General features: G+C 43.1%; 13 protein-coding genes. 12 read left to right on the forward strand and 1 reads right to left on the reverse strand.

All coding sequences use genetic code 11. The annotated features are described in order from the left end of the window. Window positions 1-10: 10 nt before the first annotated feature. The 8 genes from HPS56_RS04660 to HPS56_RS04695 all read left to right on the forward strand — a co-directional run bounded on the left by HPS56_RS04660 (window position 11) and on the right by HPS56_RS04695 (window position 9,720). Window positions 11-1,069: a glycosyltransferase family protein gene (locus HPS56_RS04660; protein WP_172274638.1), complete on the forward strand. Its 1,059-nt coding sequence runs from the start codon at window positions 11-13 to the stop codon at window positions 1,067-1,069. Between the two features lie 165 nt (window positions 1,070-1,234). Next, window positions 1,235-2,047, forward strand: a complete 813-nt coding sequence (locus tag HPS56_RS04665; RefSeq protein WP_369800273.1) for an acyltransferase family protein — start codon at window positions 1,235-1,237, stop codon at window positions 2,045-2,047. Further along, window positions 2,044-2,709 (forward strand): hypothetical protein, encoded by a 666-nt coding sequence (locus tag HPS56_RS04670; RefSeq protein ID WP_172274644.1) that lies wholly within the window; start codon window positions 2,044-2,046, stop codon window positions 2,707-2,709. Before HPS56_RS04665 ends, HPS56_RS04670 begins: the two co-directional genes overlap by 4 nt. A 96-nt stretch (window positions 2,710-2,805) precedes the next feature. Then, window positions 2,806-4,008, forward strand: coding sequence for an IS110 family RNA-guided transposase (locus HPS56_RS04675; RefSeq protein ID WP_172274647.1), 1,203 nt, complete (start codon window positions 2,806-2,808; stop codon window positions 4,006-4,008). A 396-nt stretch (window positions 4,009-4,404) separates the two neighbouring features. Next, the gene (locus HPS56_RS04680) at window positions 4,405-5,712 is read left to right on the forward strand and encodes a nucleoside hydrolase-like domain-containing protein (protein WP_349665782.1); all 1,308 of its coding nucleotides are present in this window, start codon (window positions 4,405-4,407) and stop codon (window positions 5,710-5,712) included. A 6-nt stretch (window positions 5,713-5,718) separates the two neighbouring features. Continuing rightward, window positions 5,719-7,575: a pectate lyase gene (gene pelA / locus HPS56_RS04685; protein WP_172274650.1), complete on the forward strand. Its 1,857-nt coding sequence runs from the start codon at window positions 5,719-5,721 to the stop codon at window positions 7,573-7,575. A 165-nt stretch (window positions 7,576-7,740) separates the two neighbouring features. Next, entirely contained in the window at window positions 7,741-9,213 is a 1,473-nt protein-coding gene (locus HPS56_RS04690; protein ID WP_172274652.1) for a DUF1846 domain-containing protein, read from the forward strand. 114 nt (window positions 9,214-9,327) lie between these two features. Next, complete coding sequence (locus HPS56_RS04695; RefSeq protein WP_172274655.1) at window positions 9,328-9,720, forward strand: A1S_2505 family phage non-structural protein; 393 nt, start codon at window positions 9,328-9,330, stop codon at window positions 9,718-9,720. Between the two features lie 89 nt (window positions 9,721-9,809). Here HPS56_RS04695 and nhaD read toward each other — a convergent pair whose 3' ends face one another. Further along, window positions 9,810-11,156, reverse strand: a complete 1,347-nt coding sequence (gene nhaD / locus HPS56_RS04700) for a sodium:proton antiporter NhaD (protein WP_172274657.1) — start codon at window positions 11,154-11,156, stop codon at window positions 9,810-9,812. 234 nt (window positions 11,157-11,390) lie between these two features. Between nhaD and rhaB the strand changes: the two genes are divergently transcribed. The 4 genes from rhaB (at window position 11,391) to HPS56_RS04720 (ending at window position 17,159) form a co-directional block, all read left to right on the forward strand. Next, complete coding sequence (gene rhaB, locus HPS56_RS04705) at window positions 11,391-12,872, forward strand: rhamnulokinase (protein ID WP_172274660.1); 1,482 nt, start codon at window positions 11,391-11,393, stop codon at window positions 12,870-12,872. 63 nt (window positions 12,873-12,935) lie between these two features. Next, window positions 12,936-14,195, forward strand: a complete 1,260-nt coding sequence (locus HPS56_RS04710) for an L-rhamnose isomerase (RefSeq protein WP_172275124.1) — start codon at window positions 12,936-12,938, stop codon at window positions 14,193-14,195. Window positions 14,196-14,382: 187 nt separating this feature from the next. Further along, window positions 14,383-15,417 carry an L-rhamnose/proton symporter RhaT gene (locus HPS56_RS04715; RefSeq protein WP_172274663.1) on the forward strand — a complete coding sequence of 345 codons (1,035 nt, stop codon included), beginning with the start codon at window positions 14,383-14,385 and terminating at the stop codon, window positions 15,415-15,417. Between the two features lie 98 nt (window positions 15,418-15,515). Then, window positions 15,516-17,159 carry a S41 family peptidase gene (locus HPS56_RS04720; protein WP_172274666.1) on the forward strand — a complete coding sequence of 548 codons (1,644 nt, stop codon included), beginning with the start codon at window positions 15,516-15,518 and terminating at the stop codon, window positions 17,157-17,159. Window positions 17,160-17,420: the final 261 nt, after the last annotated feature.

Below are 17,420 nucleotides of genomic sequence, written 5' to 3' on the forward strand. Positions count from 1 at the left end.
AAAGAGTATTATGGTTGATAAAAATATAATATTTTTGGCAGACATAAGAAGTTTAACCCCTGATGGTAAAATAAAGACAGGACATTGTGTACCAGTTGCAAGAATGTATAAAGAAATCTTTAAAGATGAAGCAACTTTATTGATAACCGGAGGCAGTGTCTATCATAACTATTTCCCATTACAAGACTGTTTTACACTTCCATATAATGAATTAACAGCAGACCTGTCTGAAAAATGGAAAACATTTAAGAATTGTTGGAAACTTTTCAAAAAAGCAGAAGGAAAAACGATAGTATTCCAATCAATATCTCCTGTTACTCTATTCTTGTGTATTATTTTATTTTACCAAAAGAAAAGCAGAATATTTCTAATTCAGTATAATACTTTTGCCGTTAGCACACATCTTAATCATTTCTTGTATAAGATAGCAAAAGGGGCGTTTGATGGTTTAATATGCCCAAATGATTATGTAGGACAAAAATTTAAATTACCATACTGTGTTGTTCCTGATTACATTTATACAGGAAATAATTCCATTATCAAGAATATAAAATATATCAATAAGCAGTATGATTTTTGCATTATTGGCCGATTGAATAAAGATAAAGGAGTTATTGAAGCTGCAAGACATTTTACAGGAAAACAGTACAAACTATTAATTGCTGGGTCTGTGCAATCTCAGTCATTACAAAATGAATTGTTGAGTATATGTAGAAATGCAGATAATATAGATTTAAGAATAGGATATGTTTCTGATGAAATGTATTTACAGTACCTTTCATTAAGTAGGTATGCAATACTAAATTATATGGGTGAATATTCTGATAGAAGCAGTGGCGTTGTTTTTGATACATTATTTAATGATGTTCCTGTAATAGGCAGACGATGTCGAGCATTAGAGTTTATTGAACAAAATGATATTGGCTACATTTATGATAGCATAAATAAGTTCAATCCTGATATGGTCTTAAATGAAACTTTCCATTCTAAATGCTTGTGTAATATAATAGAGTATAGAAAAAAACATAAATTTTACAAGAAAAAACTCATAAATTTCATCTTACAATGACACCTATAAAAAATCTTTATGGATTAAGATTTATTCTTGCCGCATTTGTTTGTTTTGCACATGTGTCGCAAAATCAAATTGCAGGAAAATATGCCGTCTGTGTATTTTTCGTGCTTAGTGGATTTCTCTTTGGATTAAAATACGATTCAGGGGGGGATATATTCTCTGAAGAAATGGTTTAATAGTATCTTGAAATTATATCCAGCATACTTATTAACGATAATTTTCTTTGCCTTTATAGGTATAACGGTAATAAACAAATCATTTCAAACTATTGGCTTTTCATTTGCATTACACTTAATTTATGCTCAGTCTATAATACCGTATGATTTGATAGAGCCTCTTAATAGTCCTACATGGTTCTTGTCAACTTATTTTGCTATATTACTTATCTATTGGGCAGTGCAAAAAACAATTGGTATAAATTTTTGGATAGTTATTGTCATTGCTGCTTTTGGATTTCTTGGAGGTGCTTTTGTTGATGACAAACATTGGTTTTTTTATATTTCACCATATACACGCTGTGTAGATTTCCTTATTGGATTTCAAATCGGGAAACTCTCACTTGTGAGAAATAAGGAATGCCATAAATGTATTCTTTTGGAAATATGTATTATACTTATAGTAGGTTTTACGCTTGCGGTTAGACTATATACAGATATTCCGGAATGTATCAAATATAGCTATGTATATTTGCCATCATCTTTATCTATCGTGTATATATTATATACAATAGATAAAAAGCCTGTTTTGCTGAGTAAATTATTGCAAGGTAAGTTTATACAGAAAATGGGAATGTTAAGCATGGAAATATTTATATATCACTGGGTATATGCAAGAATATGTTTCTATGTATATAAGGATATTCCTACTTGGGTATTATTCCCAACAGTCTTAGCGTTAACACTACTGACATCGTTGTTTATGAGAAGTTTTTTTGAAAAGCCAATAGCAAAATATATAGGGAATAAAACATGAACTTTAAATTTCTAAAAGATAAAAAAAACTGGGAGAAACTCTTGTTTGTATATCGACATAATAAGAGGAATAACTTAATAGAGTCCCAATACCGGGGAACAACTAAAAAGATTTACGGCTTCTATCATGCATATTGCATGTGTGAGAAGTGGGAAAAACTTGTGGAAGAACAACTTGAACATCTCGTTTCTTCTGGCTTGTATGATAATATAGACTGCTTGTTTACTGGAATTCTGATTTCTCAAAAAGACATGGAGAAATTAGAAAAACTACTTTCCAAGTATAGCAAAGTGAAAATTTTATATACAGATGATGACAGCTCACTATTAGAATTCAAAACCTTGATGGAAATGCAAAAGAAATCTTATGAGGAAACATTCTTTGGTTTCTATTTCCATACCAAAGGAATAACCTGGCTGAACACCGACCCCAAAATTTATAGCGTAGGCAATTCATGGCGATTGATGAACGAATATTTTCTCTTTGACAAATGGAAACTTGCAGTCGAAACTTTGCAACAAGGAGCAAACCTTTATGGAACAAACTATCAGAAAATTTTCAATGATAAATTTCGACTCATTGGAATGAACTTCTTTTGGTTTAAATCAGACTACGTAGCAAATGTACATATAAATCGCGAGATTTCTACACCGACAGAATAAAAAGGTCAAGGCCGTGACAAATTATCTGCCATTAATACCGTGCTTTATGCACATTTATTGGTAAATTTATGGTGTAAACATTAAAAACCTCTTACAATGTACAGAAACAGAATTGTAGCAGGCCTTGACGTTCACAAAGATAGTGTCTTTTTGTGTATTATGCGTCATGACGTGGCCATTATTTTTGAGAAAACATATGGAACTCTGACAACCCACCTCCGTCAGATGCGCGAAGACATGCTCCGTCATGGAGTCACAGAGTGCGCCATGGAGAGCACCGCGGTATATTGGATACCGGTATGGAACGAGCTGTGCGAACACATGTCCCTGCGACTTGCGAATCCTCATTTCATAAAGCAACTTCCCGGTCGCAAGAGTGATACCAAGGACGCGCAGTGGATAGCCGAGTGTCAGTTGAAGAATCTTATCAGGGAAAGCTTTGTTCCAAATCCAGTCGTACAGGACATGCGCAAGCTCAACCGCCGCATCTTCAATCTGAACGAGGATATGTCTTACAACAAGAACAAGCTCGATGCCGCCATGCAGCGTTGCGGTTTCCGCCTCAGCAACTACGTCTCTGACACCGGTGGCCGGAGTTATCAGAATGTAGTGCGGGCAATATCACGGGGAGAGACCGATGCCGGGAAGCTTGTCGCGCTGGTTCATGGCCGCACAGTCAACAAGCATGGCCGGGACACCGTCATGGGAGCGGTGACCGGCAACTTCTCAACGATTGACATCACCGTCATCCGTCAGTATCTTGCAATGATAGATTTGATAAACGTCCAGTTGGACGAGTGCCAGAAGATGCTCACAGCCATGTGTGAAGAGCATTTTGCCGAACAATACAGACGCCTGCAGACCATCCCCGGAGTAAAAGAACGCGCAGCCACAGCAATAATTGCGGAGACCGGGGCTGACATGTCTTTGTTTGCAAAGGCCACGAACCTGGTGGGATGGTGCGGCCTCAAGCCACGTAACGACGAGAGCAACCGCAAGATAAAGAGCAACAGGATCACGCACGGCAACAAGTACCTCAGACAGATACTTATAGAAATCGCTTGGGTCGCATCAAGAACCCGCAACTGCTTCTTCTCCAACTTCAGCTATGTGCAGGTGACGGTGAAGAAGAAACGAAAGATGAAAATACAGGTGGCAATCGCCCGTAAAATTCTTGTCGCCGTATGGCATATGCTTTCAAATCGCGAGGACTTCATCGATATCTATCTCAAACGCCTTGAAGAGCAACGGCTCATCCAACAGAGGATAGAACAGCTTGAATCGACAATGACCGTATAGGCCATCCGATATACCCCCGGTTGCAAAGTAACTAACTTTGTGCCTGACTTATGAGCGCGGTTTGCAAATCTGCTGACGCTTCCGGTGGGAATTGGACACCGACATAGTGCCGAAGAGCCTGTAGAGGAAAGTAATAATCTTTAATCAGAAAGCCATAGCATCGCCGTGGCTTAGAATGTTATACCTCTTAAGGAAATGTCACCAAATATTTTACTCTGGTAATCAGCCCTTTAACTTGGAAGAGATTTTGGGAAATCTTGACTTTTTAGAGGAAAGTTAGTAAAAAAAACAAAAATCTCGGAATTTGATAGATTACTTCTTGTAAAAAACATTGCCGCAAGTGGAAAACAGTATAACTTTACATGAAAATTCACTAACTGAAATAAAATCGAAACAATGATGAGAAAAAAACGTTTTCTGCCAATGCTTTTGCTATTGGCTTTTTCTGTTGGACATGCTTTTGCACAGAAGCCGGTGCCTGAGCGTCCGAGGATCCTTATCAGTACAGATATTGGCGGTACAGATCCGGACGATAATCAGTCAATGATGCATTATCTTCTTTATTCCAATGAGTTTGACTGCGAAGGACTTGTATCTTCGCCTTCATTTGGTGATGGCGACAAGAGCGAGATTTTAAGGATGATAGACATCTATGAAGAGGATTTGCCAAAACTTAAACAGCATGCGAGACGCTATCCGTCGCCAGAATACCTGCGCTCCATCACCAAGCAGGGGCGTCATGGGGCGGCTCCGCTGGTAGGGTATTCAACTCCCACGGAGGGTTCCGAATGGATAGTGAGATGTGCGAGAAAGAATACCGCCCGTCCTCTTTATGTTCTCGTTTGGGGCGGTCTCGATGATGTGGCTCAGGCATTGCACGATGCTCCGGATATTGCAAGAAAGATACGTGTATACTGGATTGGCGGTCCGAATAAGAAGTGGGGTATCAATGCCTACGTGTATATTATAGAGCATTTTCCCGACTTGTGGATGATAGAAAATAATTCCACCTACCGCAGTTTCATTGCCAAGTATAAACAGGATGACAGATGGAACGGGGGCTTTTACGACCACTATGTGAAAGGTTGCGGATTTCTTGGTGAGGACTTCTTTAATTATCTTGGCGGAAAACCGAAACTTGGAGACACTCCCTCGCTGCTTTATATGATGGACGGTGACCCTTCGGACCCATGCCGGGAATCATGGGGTGGAAGCTTTGAAAAATACAGTTATACTCCACGTGTGGTGTTCAGTCATCAGACTACAGCCAGGGACACTGCGCAGATATATTCCATCATCGAGTGGCATGTGAAAGGTCCGGTGAGAAAAGACATACCGGTGGGAACGGAATGTATAACGCTTGATATCGCCAGGCAGAAGTGGCAAGGCTACTATATGGGTGATGGCAACTATATGGTAAAATACAGTACCTATAAGGTCGGTACCCAGCCTTACACCATCACATCTGATATAAAGGGCTTTCCGCAACAGCAAGGCTTCATCACCATCGAAAATGTTTTTCCTGGAAAGCATCGCAGCACGGATTACCGTACCGGTGCGCAATGGTATTCGGACAAGGTTGCTCCGGAGCTGTTCTATGACAACAACCAAGGTGCGATGACCGTATACAAATGGCGCAAGGATGCAATTGAAGACTGGGGCAAACGGTGTCAGTGGTTAAAGTATACTGATATAAAAAAGTAAATGGATATGGGAAAAGTATTATTAAGTATTGTCATTTTTTTTGCGGCCGCATTCTGCGTTAATGCCGCGAATGTGAATTCGCTGACATGGGCTCAGGTATGCTCCGGCAATATGGGAGCGGCATGGTATTCCTCTCAGGAGGCCCGCGACATAGCAGATGTAGTTCTCTCTGTGCAGAAAAATAACGGAGGATGGATGAAGAACGACCAGCTTCACAAATTGTCGCCTTCAGAACTTTCCGGCTTGTTGGGCAAACGTCACGAGCATTCTTGTCTTGACAACTATGCCACCACACAGGAAATGCGTTTCCTTGCAAAGGTATACAAAGGCACGGGAAATGATGAATACCGTGGTGCTTTTGTCAAGGCACTGAATATGATTTTCGCAGCGGAGAAGAATTGCGGTGGATGGTCGCAGTATTGGCCGCTTTCAGGCAATGGCAGTTATCAGGACTACATAACATTCAACGACGACCTTGTGACAAACGTTATGAAGATACTGCGCGACATTTATGAGAACAAGGGCGATTTTGAGAATATCGTGGATGAGTGGACGCGTGAGAAATGTCAGGCCGCGTTCCAACGTACCATAGACATGATAATCAGATGTCAGGTAGACGACAATGGCACTAAAGCAGCATGGTGTGCTCAGCACGACACTATAGATATGCTGCCTGTAGAGGGACGTCCTCATGAGTTGCCGTCGATAAGCGGAAGTGAATCCGCTACATTGCTCTCTTTTCTTATGACTGTGGAGAATCCCTCAAAGGAACTTCAAAGCTGTATAACGTCTGCCGTTGAATGGCTTGACACCCATAAGATAGAGGGAAAGGCTATAGAGGACTTTACCAATGGTTCCGGTGAGAGAGACCGCCGTGTCGTAGACAGGCCCGGCAGTGCCATTTGGGGGCGTTTTATCCAGATTGGGGGAGAAAGCGGCAGGAAAATATACGACAAGTTCTTCAATATGCTGAAAAAAAGAAACAAAAGCCGCAGCTATACATATAACGGCAAGGTATACACCTATAAGGAGTATGAGATAGCCACAGTATCGTATAATGAGGAAAGAGCATATCAGCCTATTTTTGCAATATATTCAAATGATTATCAACATCTCTTTTATCGCTTTTTGTATAACTATGAGGACACGGACCCAGTGGTCGACAATAAGGGTCTTCCGGTGGCAACATCGTTGACGGCAGGTAACCGTTCGAGCTATCAGTATCTTGGCAGCTGGTGTCTCAACGTCATAAATGTGGAATATCCGGCATGGAAAAGGAAAATGGATGACCTCAATGCTGCCGGTGACGCAAAATTGTATGAGATTTCGAATGGCACATATCAGAAAGAAACTATCGGTGACGGGGCCAATGTATGGCATTTTTCCAATGGTTTTACTGTCAGCAACACAAGAGGAAAGGGATATTCAACAGGTAAGACAAACACTGTGAAATACTCGGCTGGAGTGGATTATTCTATAGACATTCCGAATGATCTTAAGGTTGTAAAGGCCTCTTTATACGGTTATGATAATTATGATGAAGACGCTTACCTCCGCAGTTTCAATGGCACTTCATATACTGCTTCCGACTATGTGTTTCCGGCAAAGGTAACCGATCCAGTATATGTGTCATATATGTTTGACATGACTGACAATCCTGTTTCCGGTACACTCTCGTTCTCTCTCGCAGTGAAACAGTGCTGTATCATTCTAAACCTGTATTGCAAGGATATCGAAAATGGCATTTCAGAAATCGGTATGCCACAGTCTGCGGTGATACCTGTCAAGCATATCGAGCAAGGCAGGATGATAATAATAAAAGGAGACAGGAAATTTAATATCAACGGTTGTGGGCTGAAGTAGTCACGCAGTCTGTAAAATGCCTGTTTTCGATTTTTGCAGTGTGTAGTTTCCTGTTTTTAAGACCATTTTTAAATAGTCCTGTAATATGTGGAAATTATTAAAAATATTCACTACCTTTGCACGGTAATTCTATTTTGGATAACGGAATATAAAAGAAAGAAAAAGATGAAGACAGGTTTTGACAACGACAAATACATCCGCATCCAGTCGGAGCATATCAAGGAACGTATTACTCAGTTTAAGGGCAAGCTGTATCTTGAGCTTGGCGGAAAACTTTTCGATGATTATCATGCAAGCCGCGTGCTTCCGGGCTTTCAGCCTGATTCAAAGTTGCGCATGTTCAGCAAGATAAGCGACCAGATAGAAATAGTGATTGTCATCAGTGCTGAAGACATCGTGAAGAATAAGGTGCGTGCCGATCTCGGTATCACATACGATGAAGATGTGCTTCGTTTGCGCGATGAGTTTATCGGCCGCGGCTTTATGGTGGGCAGCGTTGTCATAACACATTACAACGGCCAGCATGCCGCGGATGATTTCCGCAAACGTCTGGAGCGTATGGGCATCAGGTCGTATGTTCATTATCTTATCGACGGTTATCCGCACAACGTATCACTCATCGCCAGCGAGGAAGGTTTCGGAAAGAACGATTATGTCCGTACCGGACGTCCGCTTGTGATTGTCACTGCTCCGGGTCCTGGCTCAGGCAAAATGGCGGTATGTCTCTCGCAGCTTTACAACGAGCATAAGCGGGGCGTCGAGGCAGGCTATGCAAAGTTCGAGACCTTTCCTGTATGGAATCTTCCATTGAAGCATCCTGTCAACATTGCATACGAGGCCGCCACGGCCGACCTCAACGATGTGAACATGATAGACCCGTTCCATCTTGAGGCTTACAACAAGATTGCGATAAACTATAACCGTGATATAGAGATTTTTCCGGTGCTTAATGCCCTGTTTGAAGGCATATACGGCAACAATCCGTATAAGTCGCCTACCGATATGGGAGTTAACATGGTCGGTTTCTGTATAAGCGATGATGCCGTTTGCTGTGATGCTTCAGGCAATGAGATTATACGACGTTATTATGACGCCACAAACAAGTTTGCCAACGGTGCCAACAACGAGGCCGAGGTGCAGAAGATACAGATGCTTTTCAATCAGGCCAAGATTTCCACGGACTGCCGCAAGGTGACCGTGGCGGCAAAGGAACGTCGCGACTTGTGCGGCAAACCGTGTGCGGCGATAGAGCTTGCCGACGGCACAGTGATTACTTCGGAGACATCATCCCTTCTCGGTCCGAGTGCTGCCCTGATACTGAATGCCTCAAAACATCTTGCAGGAATAGATCACAGTGTGAAGCTCATACCACAGGCAATGATTGAGCCCATACAGAAAACGAAGGTGGAATATCTCGGAGGAAACAATCCTCGTCTGCATACTGATGAGGTGCTCGTGGCCCTGTCGGTGCTGTCGCAGGCTGACGACAACTGCCGCAAGGCTCTTTGCGTCCTGCCACAGTTCAGAGGATGTCAGGTTCATTCCACAGTTATGCTGTCTGAGGTTGACCGCAAGATATTCAAGAAACTCGGTGTGGGGCTTACATGTGAGCCTGTGAAAAAGAAACAAGGGGCGTGACCGATGCCTCTTGCTTTCCGTGGGTCGGACTGGAAATTTCGAAACATCCATGACAATGGGGAAGAGGCTGTGGCTGATGTTCTATAATCATTATCAGGAATAAAAAGTAAAATCATGTACAATAGAGAATATACCCCTGAGAGAATCACCTCTCTTGCCGAGAACGAGATATTCGTCTTTGGCAGCAATTTGTCGGGAGCCCATGGTGGCGGTGCTGCGAGATTAGCTTACGAGCGGTTCGGCGCCGTATGGGGAGAAGGCGTAGGACTGCATGGCCGGACTTATGCCATCCCTACCATGCATGGAGGTGTGGAAACAATCAAGCCGTATGTAGATGAATTTATCCTATTTGCCCGTGAACATAAGGATATGACTTTTTTAGTCACACGCATCGGTTGCGGCATTGCAGGATTCAAGGACGATGAGATTGCACCGCTGTTCCGTGATGCAATAGATGATGAAAACGTTGTTTTGCCTGAAGTTTTTGTGAATATTCTATTGAACTGACGTTAAATAAAAAGCACCGCACCTTATATAGGTTTCCAATAAAACTATTGTTAAAGTGCGGTGCTTTTTTATTTTGATACCTGTGTTGTTTACACAAGTATATATGTCTTTTCGGCCCAATACACCAGAATTCCGGCAAGATAGCCTGCAAGTGCGATAAGGGATATATTCTTCATATACCATCCGAAGGAAATCTTTTCAAGCCCCATCACCACAACGCCTGCGGCGGAACCTATGATGAGCATTGAGCCTCCTACGCCAGCGCAGTAGGCCAGCAGTTGCCAGAATATTCCGTCTACAGCCATTGCACCCGTTTCTGCCACTGGATACATGCCCATGCATCCGGCAACAAGCGGAACGTTGTCGACAATGCTTGACAGTATGCCGATGATTCCGGTAATCATATAATAGTTTCCGTCGAAAGCCGTGTCCAGGCTGTTGCCGAGCATTGTCAGTACACCGATAGTTTCAAGACAGGCGACAGCCATGAGTATTCCGAGGAAGAACAGGATGGTGCTCATGTCTATTCTCGACAGCATGTTGGTCACGCGCTTTTGCATGCCGTTCTTGTCTTCACCGAGATTAAGCCTGCTGTAGAACACTTCCGTAACCGTCCACAGCACACCGAGTACGAGAAGGATGCCGACAAACGGAGGAAGATGGGTTATAGACTTGAAGATTGGCACAAAGATAAGACCTCCTATACCTATTATGAATATGATTTTACGTTGTATGCCGCTGAAATCTCCGGATTCGTACGTGGCGGTTTTACATGCCTTTACCGCGAGCTCTCCTTTCAACGGTAAGGAAAGGATATAGGCCGGAATGGTCATTGATACGACAGAAGGCACAAGGATTTCCTTTATTACACCTGCCGCTGTCAAAACACCCTTATTCCAAAGCATGATTGTCGTCACATCACCAATAGGGGAGAAAGCTCCACCTGAGTTTGCCGCGATAATAACAAGGGAGGCATATATCATACGGTCTTTTTTATTGCCCACCAGCTTCCGGAGAATCATTATCATGACAATACTCGTGGTAAGATTGTCGAGAATGGCCGAAAGGATAAATGTAAGGAAGGCGATGCGCCATAGCAATGCTTTCTTGCTTCTGGTCTTCATCATGTCGCGCACGAAGTTAAATCCTCCGTTCTGGTCGACAAGTTCGACAATGGTCATTGCTCCCATCAGGAAGAACAGTGTCGTGGCAGTGCTGCCGAGATGTTTTTCCATAATCTCACTTACGGCAAGAGCCGTCTTGTCGCCTAATGCTGTGGATACGTATTGTCCGGGATCTGTCATGAAAAGAGTCCAGCACATTACGAACATCAGTAGCGCGACTGCCGCTTTGTTTACTTTTGTCAGGCTTTCGATGGCTATACAAAAATAGCCTATGACGAAAACCGTCACGATACACATTGTTAAAGTCGTCATGTTTTTAATACTTAATTTTTCAGGTTGTTTGTTTTACGATGCAAAAGTAGCAATTATTACAACAAAACATATACAAAAGATCAAAATACACACGTAATCGTTTACTGCATTGCCGCTCATTTGCCACTCTCAAAACTTTTAGCACAAAAATCAAAATATAATGTTGCAGAATAATAATAAAATATTATCTTTGCAACTAATTAAAACGTAATAGCTACTGCTAACAAACTAATCATGGAAGAAAAGAAATATTTTTTTGCCGTTGACCTTGGCGCTACAAGCGGAAGGACAATTATCGGCACGCTTTACGGCGGGAAGATTGAATTGGAGGAAATAACACGTTTTGACAATAATCTTATCCAGACTTGCGGTCATTTTTACTGGGATATCTATGCCCTCTATAATGAGATAATAAAAGGTCTGAAGCTTACAGCCAAGAGAAATATTCCTATAACCTCGATAGGAATCGACACATGGGGTGTCGATTTTGTATGCGTGGGAAGTGACGGTGCGTTGCTGCGCAACCCTATTGCCTATCGTGACCCTCATACATTCGGAATGATGGAGGATTATTTCAAGAATTCCATAGATAAGAAAACCGTATATAATACCACCGGAATACAGTTTATGAATTTCAACACACTGTTCCAGTTGCATGCAATGAAGAAAAACGGTGATGTTGTATTGGTTAATGCCGACAAGATATTGTTTGTGCCGGATGCGCTTAGCTATATGCTTACAGGCAAGATGGTTTGTGAGTATACCATCGCATCAACGAGCCAGCTTCTTGATCCGCGTACAAAGAAGCTTGACGAGCAGCTTCTTGCCAGTGTTGGCCTGAGCCGCCGCAGGTTTGGAAAGATGGTGAACCCGGCTGTGGAAATCGGACGGCTTACTGCCGAAGTTCAGGAAATGACCGGTTTGGGCGATGTGCCTGTAATAGCCGTTGCCGGACATGATACGGCAAGTGCCGTTGCGGCTGTGCCTGCGGCAAACAAGAACTTTGCCTACCTCAGCAGTGGCACATGGAGCCTTATGGGTATAGAGACAAAGAACGCGATAATCAACGACCTCAGCTACGAACGTAACTTTACAAATGAAGGAGGTATTGAAGGAACGACACGCTTCCTTAAGAATATATGCGGAATGTGGATCTACGAGCGTTGCCGCAAGGAATGGACAGACGCGCCGGAGTCGCATGCGGAACTTCAGGCAGAAGCGATGAAGCAGCCGGCATTCCAAAGCATTATCAATCCCGATGATGAGATGTTCGCGAACCCCTCTTCGATGATTGAGGCCATACAGACATATTGCCGTGAGACAGAGCAACATGTTCCGCAAGGATATGCGGAAATATGCAGATGTATTTTCGACAGCCTTGCATTGCGCTATCGTCAGGTGTTCGTATATCTGCGTGAGATGGCCTCATTCCCGATAGATGTGCTGCATATCATCGGTGGAGGCTCGTTGAACAACTATCTGAACCAGTTCACTGCGAACAGTCTTGGAGTAACTGTTCTTGCAGGGCCTCAGGAAGGCACAGCCATCGGCAACATCATGCTTCAGGCAAAGGGAGCCGGAGTGGTTGACGACATTTGGGAAATGCGCGGAATAATCGCCGACAGTATAGAGATGAAACGTTTCGAACCGCAGGACAGGGAATTGTGGGACAATGCCTACTGCAAATATCTTGAAATGGTGATAAATAGAGGATAAGTAATCCCTACAATCAGGAAACTAAAACAATAAGATATAAACGATAATAAAAACTAACATTTGATTATGAAAGAAGAATTAGTAAGAAAGGCTTACGAAGTGGCCAAAGAGCGCTACGCAGCCCTTGGTGTTGATACAGAGAAAGTATTGAAACAGATGCAGGATTTCCACCTGAGCATGCACTGCTGGCAGGCAGATGATGTCGCAGGTTTCGAGAACCAGGGCGGCTCTCTCACCGGTGGTATCCAGGTGAACGGAAACTATCCCGGCAAAGCACGCAATATTGATGAACTTCGTGCAGATATACTATATGCAAAGTCTCTTATTCCCGGAACACACCGTTTGAACCTACATGAGATTTACGGTGACTTCGGCGGTAAATATGTAGACCGCGACCAGTGCGGTGTGGAGCACTTCCAGAGCTGGATCGAATGGGGTAAGGAGAATAATACTCTTCTTGACTTCAACTCGACGTCTTTCTCACATGCGAAGAGCGGTGATCTGAGCCTTTCCAATCCTGACAAGGGTATCCGTGACTTTTGGATTGAGCACTCAAAGCGTTGCCGTGCCATTTCCGAGGCAATAGGCAAGGCTCAGGGAGACCCCTGTATCATGAACACATGGGTACACGACGGAAGCAAGGATCTTACCGTAAACCGCCTTATGTACCGTGAGTTGCTGAAAGATTCTCTTGATCAGATTTTCGCCCAGAAGTATGACAACATGAAGGACTGTGTAGAGTCTAAGGTGTTCGGTATCGGTCTTGAGAGCTATACCGTTGGTTCTAACGACTTCTATACATCATACGCGGCAAAGAACAATATGATGATTACTCTCGACACCGGTCATTTCCATCCGACAGAAAGTGTTGCCGACAAGGTTTCTGCAATGCTGTTGTTCGTTCCGGAACTGATGCTTCACGTTTCCCGTCCGGTACGTTGGGATTCAGACCACGTTACTATTATGGACGATCCGACAATGGATCTTTTTAGCGAGATTGTACGTGCCGGTGCACTCGACCGCGTCCACTATGGTCTTGACTACTTCGACGGTACTCTCAACCGTATTGGTGCATACGTTATCGGTAGCCGTGCAGCACAGAAGTGCATGCTCCGCGCTCTTCTCGAGCCTATCGCCACACTGCGCAAGTATGAGCTTGAAGACAAGAAGTTCCAGCGTCTCGCATTGCTCGAGGAATGCAAGAATATGCCTTGGAACGCTGTATATGATGAGTTCTGTCTGCGTAACAATGTTCCGGTTGGCGAGGAGTATCTTGCTGCTGTTGAGAAGTACGAGGCTGATGTATTGTCAAAAAGAAACTGAAAACAGAATGTTCTATAAATGAAGAAGTCAGGAAATCCGTAGCGATGCGGGTTTCTTAACTTCTTTTTTTTAATATATGGGTCCTTGCATGTTGCATGAAAGTGGTGCTTTTTTGTGTTCACGGTCGTGACGGTAGCCGATGATAGGACTTGTTTTGTACATATAATCTAAATTGAATTGAAAAGTTATGGATATTATAATAGGACTTTTTATTATAGCAATAGGTGCGTTTTGCCAGTCGAGTTGCTATGTTCCTATCAATAAGATAAAAGACTGGAGCTGGGAAAGCTATTGGATTGTTCAGGGAGTGTTTGCCTGGGTGCTTTGTCCGTTGTTGGGTGCGATGCTTGCTGTGCCGGAAGGCCACAGCCTTTGCGAGTTGTTCACATCTTGCAGTACGTTTAATATTTGGATGACAGTGTTGTTTGGAGTCCTGTGGGGTATAGGAGGTCTTACATTCGGACTGTCAATGCGTTATCTCGGTGTGGCATTAGGCCAGTCTATTGCTCTCGGAACGTGTGCCGGTCTTGGCACGATAATGGGACCGGTTCTTCTCAATATCTTCTTTCCGGAGCTTAATGCCCTTGAGTCATTGACGTTTGCCGTTATTCTTGGCGTTGTGGTTACTCTTATCGGTATTGCCATCATTGGTGTTGCCGGCTCAATGAAGGCAGCCTCGCTTTCCGAGGAGGAGAAGAAGGCTGCTGTGAAAGACTTCAATTTCCCTAAAGGTCTTGCCATCGCGCTTCTCGCAGGCTTTATGAGCGGATGCTTTAACGTAGGTCTTGAATTCGGAAAGGGAATAAATTTCGGTGATCTCACTCCCGATATGTATAAGACACTGCCCGCTACTCTGCTTGTTACCCTTGGCGGTTTTGTCACCAATGCCATTTACTGTTTCTATCAGAACGGCAAGAACGGCACGTGGGGTGATTATAGGAATGGAAGGGTATGGGGCAATAATCTTTTGTTCTGTGCATTGGCCGGTGCCTTGTGGTACAGCCAGTTCTTTGGCCTGTCTCTTGGCAAGGGATTCCTTACAGAGTCTCCGACGCTCCTCACTTTGTCTTTCTGTATACTTATGGCGCTTAATGTGGTGTTCTCGAACGTATGGGGCATCATCCTTAAGGAATGGAAAGGATGCTCTCAGAAAACAATTATGGTGCTTATAACAGGTATTGTGGTATTGATAATATCGTCATTCCTGCCGCAGCTCATATAATTTTCATTAAGCATGAATTGATGAAGTTCCGCTTTCGGATGGAGAAAGCGGAATTTCTTTTTGCATTAATATAAGTTTAGGACATTAGTATTGATAAAATGAAGAAATTTGTCATTGGCTTATCGTTTATTTTTGCATTTTCAGGAATAACCGTTGCACAAAGGCCGGTATTTAAAACAGGTAAAGAGATTGTTAAGGTTATGCTTGACGGAAAGAGAATGCACGGTGACTGGAGGGTTGCTCCGGAAATAAATCCCGATATTCTTGAAACGACATCCGAGAAAATAGTTTTTATTTCAGATGTGGATACTTTTTCCATTACCCTTGACGAATGGAAGTCGGAAGAATTCGATATTCTCACTCTTCAGGGAGACACATCTCATGTGTTGGTGAAAAGAAGTGCCTTGAATCCGTTTGAGAATCCCGATCCTGAATTTATAAAGAGACCGCAGTCGGGAATGATGACGCGTGAACAGGCCAAATTTGATATTGATGCCCTTGTTTATGCCCTTACCCAGATTCATATAGACATATTCTCGGAATGCAGGCAGGAAGATTTTTTCAGGGCGGTGAATAAGGCTGTGGAGAGTTTGCCCGACTCTGTTTCTTCTGTAGATCTGTATCGGTGTCTTGCACCCGTAGTGGCAATGATAGGAGACGGTCACACGAATCTTGGATTCCCTTTCAAAAGCGTTTTCACAAAAGATTTGAAAAGGCTTCCGGTGTTTTTTGAAGTGCTTACCGACCGTTCTGTAGTATGCACTGCATGTATTGATTCTTTAATACCGTCGGGTGCGAAGATTCTGGGCGTAAACGGAATAAAGACAGATGCGCTTTTGGATACGATGCTGTTGTTTGTAAGTGGGGAGAGGCCTCATTTCAAACTGTCGAGAGTTGACGGTGTTTTTTCTGCCTTATTACAGATTCTTTATCCGGCGGACAGCTATACGGTAGAGTATTTGCCGCAGGGCATGAAGAAGCCTCTTGTTCACACTTTCCCTGCAGCAACGTATGATGAGATAATGAGCCGTATTCCTTTAAAAGACTCTCAAAAGAGAAGTTCCGCCTATTCTTTTACTGTCGACAGTATAAATAATGTGGCGGTGATGGATTTCCGGTCGTTCAGCAACCCTTCCATGATGAAACATTTTGCGGATTCGATGTTTACGACACTTAGGAACAAAGGGATTGGCAATCTTATAATAGACCTTAGAAATAACGGAGGAGGAAACAGCATTGTCGGTGATATACTTTTGCGATATATCTCCCCAAAGCCGTTTGTGCAGATGGATAAGGTAATGGTGAAAATTACACCTCTCACCATGAAGCTGCAGAGGGATGGTGTTGTCATGAAACCATTTAAGTTTGTTGATATAAAAGAAAATGGATATGAAAACCCTCTGACGGACAAAGAAGGACATTATAATGGAAAGGTATATCTTCTTACATCGAATCATACATTCTCTTCGGCGGCAGCCTTTTCCTGGACATTCAAGGAATGCGGAATAGGCAAGGTTATTGGTGAGGAAACGGGAGGAATGAATGTATGCTATGGCGATATATTAAGTTATCGGCTTCCTGTTTCGAAACTTTCTTGCTCTATTTCTTATAAGCGTTTTTGGGGATTACATGCCGATGAGAAAGACATCCACGGCACTATTCCGGATATTGCAGTTCCGTCATCCGAAGCCATGAATGCGGTCATGAAGCTTGTGAGGAAGAGTAACAGAAAGCGCAAATAAGCGCATTGTTATCCGTTTTTCGCAGCAATGGTTATGTTTTTTGCTTTATGTAAAAATTAAAAAGACAGCCTGCTCTCAACGTTCATGGGAGCAGGCTGTTTTTGTCATATACAGACGTTTTGGAGCCGGTTCTATTCAGTTATTCCCGTTTTGCTGTTGTCTGTCACGATATGTGCCTTTTCCATTGTGAGGAAAGCTCCTTTCACGCCAACCGGCAGTCCGGACACATTGTAGGAGTAGTTGTATGACTTTCCGTCTTTT

Origin of the sequence: Xylanibacter muris, from assembly GCF_013166605.1 — a bacterium.
GTDB classification, from domain to species: domain Bacteria; phylum Bacteroidota; class Bacteroidia; order Bacteroidales; family Bacteroidaceae; genus Prevotella; species Prevotella muris.

What these genes read in the sequence shown, in the direction of transcription:
- HPS56_RS04680 (WP_349665782.1), top strand. Translation starts at nt 4,405, where the DNA reads ATGATGAGAAAAAAACGTTTTCTGCCAATGCTTTTGCTATTGGCTTTT.
- rhaB (WP_172274660.1), top strand. Translation starts at nt 11,391, where the DNA reads ATGGAAGAAAAGAAATATTTTTTTGCCGTTGACCTTGGCGCTACAAGC.
- HPS56_RS04670 (WP_172274644.1), top strand. Translation starts at nt 2,044, where the DNA reads ATGAACTTTAAATTTCTAAAAGATAAAAAAAACTGGGAGAAACTCTTG.
- HPS56_RS04695 (WP_172274655.1), top strand. Translation starts at nt 9,328, where the DNA reads ATGTACAATAGAGAATATACCCCTGAGAGAATCACCTCTCTTGCCGAG.
- HPS56_RS04715 (WP_172274663.1), top strand. Translation starts at nt 14,383, where the DNA reads ATGGATATTATAATAGGACTTTTTATTATAGCAATAGGTGCGTTTTGC.
- HPS56_RS04675 (WP_172274647.1), top strand. Translation starts at nt 2,806, where the DNA reads ATGTACAGAAACAGAATTGTAGCAGGCCTTGACGTTCACAAAGATAGT.
- HPS56_RS04690 (WP_172274652.1), top strand. Translation starts at nt 7,741, where the DNA reads ATGAAGACAGGTTTTGACAACGACAAATACATCCGCATCCAGTCGGAG.
- nhaD (WP_172274657.1), bottom strand. Translation starts at nt 11,156, where the DNA reads ATGACGACTTTAACAATGTGTATCGTGACGGTTTTCGTCATAGGCTAT.
- HPS56_RS04720 (WP_172274666.1), top strand. Translation starts at nt 15,516, where the DNA reads ATGAAGAAATTTGTCATTGGCTTATCGTTTATTTTTGCATTTTCAGGA.
- pelA (WP_172274650.1), top strand. Translation starts at nt 5,719, where the DNA reads ATGGGAAAAGTATTATTAAGTATTGTCATTTTTTTTGCGGCCGCATTC.
- HPS56_RS04660 (WP_172274638.1), top strand. Translation starts at nt 11, where the DNA reads ATGGTTGATAAAAATATAATATTTTTGGCAGACATAAGAAGTTTAACC.